At 69.6% G+C, this 8,501-nt stretch carries 4 protein-coding genes; 2 read left to right on the top strand and 2 right to left on the bottom strand.

Features of this window, described 5'->3' with window-relative positions; all coding sequences use genetic code 11:
- Positions 1-1,000, bottom strand: a 1,000-nt coding sequence (locus U9979_RS09645; RefSeq protein ID WP_322779095.1) for a glutamate decarboxylase, incomplete at its 3' end; no start/stop codon positions are given.
- 134 nt (positions 1,001-1,134) lie between these two features.
- On the opposite strand from U9979_RS09645, the gene U9979_RS09640 reads away from it, so the two are divergent.
- Positions 1,135-3,519, top strand: a complete 2,385-nt coding sequence (locus U9979_RS09640; protein WP_416219824.1) for a helicase-associated domain-containing protein — start codon at positions 1,135-1,137, stop codon at positions 3,517-3,519.
- Between the two features lie 39 nt (positions 3,520-3,558).
- Here the strand turns inward: U9979_RS09640 and U9979_RS09635 are convergent, their stop codons facing one another.
- Complete coding sequence (locus tag U9979_RS09635) at positions 3,559-3,882, bottom strand: type II toxin-antitoxin system Phd/YefM family antitoxin (RefSeq protein WP_322749394.1); 324 nt, start codon at positions 3,880-3,882, stop codon at positions 3,559-3,561.
- 175 nt (positions 3,883-4,057) lie between these two features.
- Here U9979_RS09635 and U9979_RS09630 point away from each other — a divergent pair.
- A partial coding sequence (locus tag U9979_RS09630) for a TIR domain-containing protein (RefSeq protein ID WP_322779093.1) occupies positions 4,058-8,501 on the top strand: 4,444 nt, incomplete at its 3' end.

Below are 8,501 nucleotides of genomic sequence, written 5' to 3'. Positions count from 1 at the left end.
GTGTGTAGTACTGCGCGACCACCTGGGCACCCGGCCGGGAGAAGTTCAGCGCGAATGTCGGCATGCTGCCGCCCAGATAGTCCACCTCAAAGACCAGCTCGGACGGCAGCGCCGCCTTGTCGCGCCACAGCAGCCAGCCCACCCCCGGATAGACCAGCCCGAACTTGTGGCCGGAGGCGTTGATGGACGCCACCCGATCCAGCTGAAAATCCCAGACCAGATCCGGATCGCAGAAGGGTGCCACGAACCCGCCGGAGGCGGCGTCGACGTGCACCGGCACATCCGGGCCACCCGACGCCGCGAGGCGGTCGAGGGCAGCCACGATCTCGGCCACCGGTTCGTAGCTGCCGTCGAACGTCGATCCGAGAATCGCCACCACCCCGACGGTGTTCTCGTCGCACCGGGCGACCGCCTCTTCCGCGGTCAGGTGGGTGCGCCCCGGCGCGAGTGGCACCAGCCGCGGCTCGACATCCCAGTAGCGGGCGAACTTCTCCCAGCAGACCTGCACGTTGGCACCCATGACGATGTTGGGATGATCGGCGGGCATGCCAGCCGATCGGCGCCGGGTCCGCCAGCGCCGGGTCAGCGCGAGGCCGGCGAGCATGCACGCCTCGGAGGAGCCGGTCGTCGAGCAACCGACCGCGTTCTCGGCGTCGGGCACGTGCCACAGGTCCGCGAGCATGTTCACGCAGCGCGCCTCCAGTTCGGCGGTCTGCGGGTACTCATCCTTGTCGATCATGTTCTTGGGGGCGCACTCGGCCATGAGCCGGTCTGCGAACGGATCCATCCAGGTGGTCACGAACGTGGCCATGTTCAGCCGCGCATTGCCGTCGAGCATCAGCTCGTCGTGCACGATCTGGTATGCCGTCTCCGGAGCGATCGGCTCCTGCGGCATCCGGAACCGCGGAACCACGACCTCCTCACCCGGGCGGATGAACTGCGGCCGGATGCCGACCGTCTCCTGTGCCCGCTCGCCGCCCGCCTGGCCGTGTAGGGCCATCGCCGGTGCACCTCCTGCTCCAGATAGTCCTGCGCCAGATAGTCCTGCGCCAGCCGGTCCTGCGCCAGATAGTCCTGCGCCAGCCAGTCCTGGACTCGATATGACACCGGCGGCCTGCCGGTCGGGCCGGTGGTATGCCGGTGGCGTCCGCACGTAGCCTGACCGGCACAATGGAGCAGGTGAGTTCCCAATCGTTCGCCGACTACTTGTCAACCTTGGACGAGGCGTCGCTGATCACACTGCTGGAGGCGCGCCCGGACGTCCTGATCGAGCCGGTTCCGCGAGGTTTCATCCAGCTGGTTTACCGGCTGGATGGCACGGATTCGCTCGTCGCGGCAATGCGGACGCTGAACCGGGACACGGTACGTGTCGGGCAGGGCCTCGCCGCGCTGGGCGGGTCGGCGACCGTGCCCGCGCTGGCGGCCTGGCTGGGTGCTTCGCAGGATGCCGTCGGCGACGGTGGTGCCGAGCTGTGCGTCCGCGGCCTGGCCTGGCGTGACTCCGGTGCGCTGCGGCTGCCGGAACGGCTTCTCGCGCACTGGTCGGCGGACATCGGCGCCGCCCGCCCGGTGGAGACGATGGCCCGTTCGGTCCTCGTGGCGGACCTGCGCACCGCGGTCCAGGCGCTCGGGGCCGACGCCGACGGCCTGGGCAAACCTGAGCTGGGTACGCGGCTGTCCGAACTGATGTCGGAAACCGATCGGCTCATTACGATCATCTCTGGGCTTCCGGACAGGACGCAGAATCGGCTCAAGGAGCTCCGGCGCGGCCTGGCCGGCGACTACTCGTGGCGCATCGACTACGGGTCTCCCAGTTCGATCAGCCAGACCGAAGCCCTGATCGCCGCGGGTCTGGTGCTGGTCAGCAACCGCCAGCCCGAGCTGCCCCGGGAAGTCGCGGTCGCCGCCTGGCGGGCCGATACCGACCTGGCCCTGACCGGCCGGCCGATGATCCCCCACCCGGACGTCGACGCGACGATGGTGCGTTCCGGCGCCCAGGCCGCCGCCGAAGGTGCGGTGGGGCGGGTGACGGCCCTTCTCGACGAGGCCCGCGCCACCCCTGTGGTGGCCCTGAAAAAGGGTGGAGTGGGGCCTCGGGAACGGTCGCGGCTCGCGAAACGACTGTCCATGCCCGAGGGCGACCTCCTGCTGTGGATCGATCTCGCGTACGCCGCCGGCCTGCTGGGCCTGACCGACGGCGGGTATGCGCCGACATCGGACTACCAGGATTGGCGCACCGCTGAGACGGGCCGGCGATGGGCCGTGCTCGCGTCGGCGTGGTTCGCCCTCGAGCACGCGCCGTCCAGCCGGGAGATCGAAGGTGACAAGGAGGTCCCGCCGCCGCTGCCACTGATGTCCGGGGCAGGCTGGCTACGGCGGACGATGGTGGGCGCGGCCGGTTCGGCTGGCCCGGGTGCTTCGGTTCGCGCGACCGGCCGGGAAATCGACTGGTTCTGCCCGCTGCACGGGTATGACCCCATCCGGCGCGACGACAAGATCGCCGCAGCGGTGCGGGAGGCGGAACTGCTCGGAGTGGTCGCCGTCGACGTGCTGTCCGAACTCGGGGAACACCTGCTGGCCGTCAACGAGGTCGACGAGGCGGCACCGGCCGATGCCGTCGAGGAACTGGCACGACGGTGTGGCGGGCTACTGCCCGAAGCCACGTTCAGCGTGATCATTCAGTCGGATCTGACCGCCATGGTGGCTGGCCAGCCCAGTGCGGGCGCCGTCCAGCTGCTGCGCGACGCCGCCGTCGCGGAGTCTCGCGGTGCCGCCGGGACGTGGCGTTTCAGCTCGTCGAGCGTGCGTGCCGCCCTGGACGCCGGGTGGGCCGCGGACGACCTTCTCGCGCAGCTGCGCACCATGTCGGCTCATGCCGTGCCGCAGCCGTTGGAGTACCTCATCACCGATGTCGCACGCCGGCACGGCCATGTGCGCGTGCGCGGCATGCGCTGCTGCGTCGTCGCCGACGAGGCGACGACCGCCGAGGTCCTGCACACCCGGTCGCTTGCCAAACTGCAGCTCAGCCGGCTGGCACCCACCGTCCTGGCAAGCCCTTTGAAGCTTGAGGTGGTCCTGACCCAGCTGCGCGAGGTCGGCTTCTACCCGATCGCCGAGGACGCCGCCGGCACGATGATCGTGCCGCGCCGCCAGGAACACCAGGGCTCCCCCCGCTTCAACAGCCCCGCCCGCAGGCCACCACGGGTCTCCCCGGTTGATCTCGCCCGCCGGCTGGCCGCGCATCCCGACGACGACACGATGCCGGACGCGGGCGCGCTCAGGCTGTTGGCGCGGCTGAACACCCGCCTCAACGAGGCGGAACTGGCGCTGTTGGCCGACGCCATGGACCACTGCGGCGACATCGTCATCACCTACCGGGACGCCAACGGCACCCGGACGGTTCGCAAGATCCAGCCACAACAGCTCTACGGCAAGTGGATCGACGCCTGGTGCCACCTGCGCAACGGCCAACGTGAGTTCTCCGTCGCCAACATCGAATCCGTCAGCCCCGCATCCTGATCTCTCTGATCCCTCTGATCCCTGGACGCCGATCATCCCTCAGATCTGCTCCGGCCGTCTCCACCACCGCGGCGCCAGCTCCCACCGGGCCAGGTCGGCACGCATAGTGGCGAGGTCGACCCCCTCCTCTCCGCGTCCGAGCGCGGCAAGGCTTTCGGTGATCCGAGCGACGGCCCGCGAGTCACTGAGGATCTCCACCGTCATCTCGAGGCCTTCGAGATCGTCGACGGACAGCAGGACCGCTTCGGCCTCACCGTTGCGGGTCAGCATGATCCGTTCGTGCTGCGTGCGTACCCGGCGTGACAGCTCGGACAGGCGCGCCTTGGCCTCGGACATCGGCACGGGAGTCGCAGCGATCGTCATGGTCACAAGTGTCGTCTGAAGAGGCCTGAATTCAGACGACATAGAAAAGATCGTTCTTGGGATTGAGGCCAGACCCCACCGGAAGTGCAGTCCTGCAAGAGCGCGACCGGCCGCGCTCCCAGTGATGGGCACTCCTCCTGGCCGGGGCGGGCGCGTATCGTGACATTCTTTACCCATGGTTGACGGGGGCGGGGTAACCGACACACCGGCGTCCGATGACGGCGGTCGCTACGACTTCTTCGTCAGCTACACCGGCGTGGACGCCGCCTGGGCAGAGTGGATCGCGTGGCAGCTTGAGGCCCGGATGCGGTTCAGCGAGCGGTCCGGCGAGCGGTCCGCGCGGGTTTTCCTGCAGGCGTGGGACCTCGTCCCGGGCACGAACTGGGCGACCAGCATGCACCGCACTCTGCCGGCCTCGGCCCGGGTGGTGCCCGTCCTCTCCCCCACCTATCTGACCGAATCCCGGTACGGCAACGCCGAGTGGCTGGCGATCTGGCCGGACGACCCCGAGGGGCTCAAGCGTCGGATCGTGCCGGTGGTTGTCGCGCAGTGCAAGCCCACCGGCCTGCTGCGGTCGATCACCTCCATCGATCTGGTCGGCCGCGACGAGACGGCCGCCGCCGACAGGCTGTTGGCGGGGATCACCGCGTCCATCGAAGGTCGGGCGAAGCCCACCGTCGCCCCGCCGTTCCCCGGCACGGCCGCACGACCCGTGTTCCCGGGGTCGGATGACCAACCGGTCGTCCCCAGGCAGGCCGTCACGGCCAGAAGAACCGCGGGCAGGCCGGGCAAGGCCACGGAGCCGGCCGTCACGGTGCTGCACATCTCCGACACCCAGTTCGGAGCGCACCACGTGTTCGGCCAAGCCGGGCTCACCGATGCCGACCGCGCCCACTCATCCCTGTTCGGACGGCTGCACGACGACCTGCGAGGCCGCGCCGAAGCCGAGGGCCTGCGGCCAGACCTCGTCGTACTCACCGGCGACCTGGCCGAAACCGGCGACGAGAACGAGTTCGACCAGGTGTACGACTTCCTGGTCGCGCTCGCGGCGAGCCTGGAACTCGACCGGAACCGGTTTGTGCTCATCCCCGGCAACCACGACGTCAACCGGCTGCTCTGCCAATCGCACTTCATTCATGAACAGGCGCACAAACGGCGCCCGGAACCGCCGTACTGGCCGAAGTGGAAATTTTTCGACGCCCTGCTGCGGCGGTTCTACGGCGCCGACGCGCCGATCGGCTTCGGGGTCGGCGCCGAGTGGTCGCTAGTCGAGATCCCCGACCGCAAAATCGTCGTGGTGGGGTTGAACTCGACGATGGCCGAAACACACGAGGAACACTACGGCTGGCTCGGGGAGCACCAGCTCCGTACCGTCGCCGAGGCGTTGGGCCGCTACGAGCGGGACGGCTGGCTACGGATCGGTGCCGTGCACCACAACCCGATCCGGGGCGCCACCTCCGATGACGAGAACCTGCGCGACGCCGACGATCTCGACCGCATCCTCGGACCGCACCTGAACCTGCTGCTGCACGGCCACACCCACGACGGCCGGGCCAGCTGGTTGCCCTCCGGGCTGCCGGTCGCATCCACGGGCAGTGCGGCGGTCGACGCGCCGGCACGCCCGTCGGAGGTGCCGAACCAGTACCAGCTGCTCCGGATCGACCGGGATGGGTTCACCCGCTATGCCCGCCGCTACGAGCCCGACCAGAAACGTTGGACGGGTGATCTGCGGGTCGACCCGACCGGCAGCTCGTGGTCGGTGCGCACACCGAGCGCTTTTCGGTCGGTACACGCAGCCTTCCCACCACAGCCCCCGCTCCCCGGCGCGGATGATGACAAGGAGGGCGAACCAGGCCCACACCGGCGCGAGCGGTATGGCCGGGGCATGGATGGCGACGGCCTTCCTGACGGGTTGTCCGGGGCGCCGCGGCGGCGGCAACCGGACACGCTGGACGAGATCGCGGAGGTGGCCCGGCTACACCACCCGGACGCGACGGTCACGCGGATCGAGGCGTCCGGCGAGCGGCCCGCGCATCTGCGGGTACGGCGGGCCGAAGGCCAAGTGGTGGAACAGCGGGTGATCGGTCTGGTCGACGGCGAACTCGTGAACAGCGAACTGGACGCGGCGGCGGTCGACGAATTCGCCATGACGGTCCGGGCGCCGTACCTGGCCGCCTTCCCCGGCCTGTTCACCGACCTCGTCTACACCGGCAGGGTGCAGGCCACGCCCGAGCTGGTCGCCCACGCCGAGCGGCAGGGTGTACGGCTGCTGAGCATGCCCGAATACCAGGGTGTGCTGGACCTGCGCGACTACGTCACGCGACAAACGGCCCGGCTGCGCACCGACCTGGACTACCCACCCGAGCTGTATGTGCCGCAGCGCATCCGCCGGGTCCACCGCGCTACCGGCGCCGCTACGGGCACGGGAACTGGCACCGCACCCGCCCCCGCCCTCCAACAGATCGTCGAGTGGTTGACCACGGATGAGGCCCGGTTCATCCTTGTGCTCGGCGATTCCGGCCACGGCAAGACCTTCCTGACGCACGAGCTCGCCCTGGAGTTACCCCGCCACCTGCCGCACGTCGACCCGATGCTGATCGAGCTGCGGCAGCTGGAGAAGTCCCTCAAGATCGACCGGCTCATCGCCCAGCACCTGGTGGACTCCCAGGTCCGCCGGCCGGACCTGGACGCCTTTCGCTACATGCTGGCTCACGGCCGACTGATACTGATTTTTGATGGTTTCGACGAGCTCGCGGCCCGCGTCACCTACGAGCGCGCGGTCGCGCACCTGGACACCCTGCTGGCCGCCCTCGACAATCAGGCGAAGATCCTCGTGACGAGCCGGGCCGAGTTCTTCCTCACCGACAACGAGGTGTTGACAAAGACCGGGGAGAAGGTCGAGCGGACGTTCGGCCGGTTCATCGTCCGGCTGACGGAGTTCGGCCCCGACCAGATCCATGACTTTCTGGTCGGACGCTTCACCCGCACGCTGTCGGTGGAGTTTCCCGACACCGACGCCCGCCGCGTAGTAGCACAACAACGGGCAACAGCCCGACTGGACCTGATAAAGGAGGTACGGGACCTCCCCGACCTGGCGCGTAACCCACGACTGTTGTCGTTCATCGCCGAGCTGGAGGAGAACCGGCTGCGCCAGGCGCGCCAGCGTGGCGGCACGGTGACCGCGGCGGACCTGTACCGGGAGTTGGTCGGCCAGTGGCTGGTCTACGAGTGCGAGCGGTCACCGGAGCTGACGGTCAACGAACGAGAGGATGCCGTCACCGAGCTCGCCGTGGCGTTGTGGCGCGACGGTGCCGCCTTTGTCGACCTGGCCAGGCTGACAGAGATCGCCGGTGACGTGCTCCGGTCGATGCGTGATCCACGGGGCCTGACTCCGGCTGAGGCCGCGCATCTGCTCGGTTCGGGTACGGCGCTGCGCCGGGACGCCGAGGGCCGGTTCTCCTTCATCCACCAGTCGGTGATGGAGTATCTGGTTGCAGCCGAGATCGCCCGCCAGCTCGCGGAACGGAGTGCGGTGGCCGGCGAAGCCAGTAACCTGCTCGCGGCGCGGGAGATGTCGGAACTGATGGCCGACTTCTTCGCCGATCTGGCCGGCCGGGACGCGGCGGCCCGCTGGGCGCAGGACACCGTCGACGATGCGGACGCACCTGCGGTGGCGAAGGCGAACGCGGTGGTGGTGGCGCGCCGGCTGGGCATCGGACTGCGGACGGGGGCGAAGCTGGCCGGCGCCGATCTCGCCGGCCAGGACCTCTCCGGCCGTGACCTGCGCGGCGCTGACCTGCGGCGGGCGAACCTGACCGACGTCCGGCTCGACCGCGCCGACCTGCACGGCGCCGACCTGCGCGACGCGGTCCTCACCGGCGCTTTTCTGGACGCGACCGTGCTGTCTGGTGCGGATCTGTCCGGGGCGAGGCTGGCTGGGGCGACGGTGCGCGGTGTCAGGGCGGACCGGGTGGTCGCCCGCGGCGCGGATCTCACGGGTGCACGCTTCATCGACACGGACCTGACCGGCGCGGTGCTGACGGATAGCCGATGGTCGCGGGCGGCGATTCTCGGTGGGCGGCCCGGCCCGGCCGCGGGCGCGCCGGAGCTGGCCGCGGCGGCGGTGGCAGGACGAGATCCCGCGCAGGTGATGCTGCGGTCGGCGGCCTCACCGGTGTGGTCGGTGGGGTTCTCCCCGGACGACACCATGATCGCTTCCGGGGGTGGTGATGGCTCGGTGCGGCTGTGGGAGACCGCGACCGGCCGTGAACTGCGCACCCTGACCGGCCACACCGGCGGGGTGCGGTCGGTGGGGTTCTCCCCAGACGGCACCATGATCGCCTCGGGGGGTGGGGATGGCTCGGTGCGACTGTGGGATACCGCGACCGGCCGTGAACTACGCACCCTGACCGGCCACACCGGCTCGGTGTTGTCGGTGGGGTTCTCCCCGGACAGTACCATGATCGCCTCGGGGGGTGGGGCTGGCTCGGTGCGGCTGTGGGATACCGCGACCGGCCGACAGCTACGTTCCCTGACCGGCCACACCGGCGGGGTGTTGTCGGTGGGGTTCTCCCCGGACGGCACCATGATCGCCTCGGGGGGTGGGGCTGGCTCGGTGC

The organism is Protofrankia sp. Cas4 (assembly GCF_963555915.1).
Classification (GTDB): Bacteria; Actinomycetota; Actinomycetes; order Frankiales; family Frankiaceae; genus Protofrankia.
The sequence above is the reverse complement of the archived record's forward strand: the minus strand, read 5'-3'. Positions and strand labels throughout refer to the sequence as shown.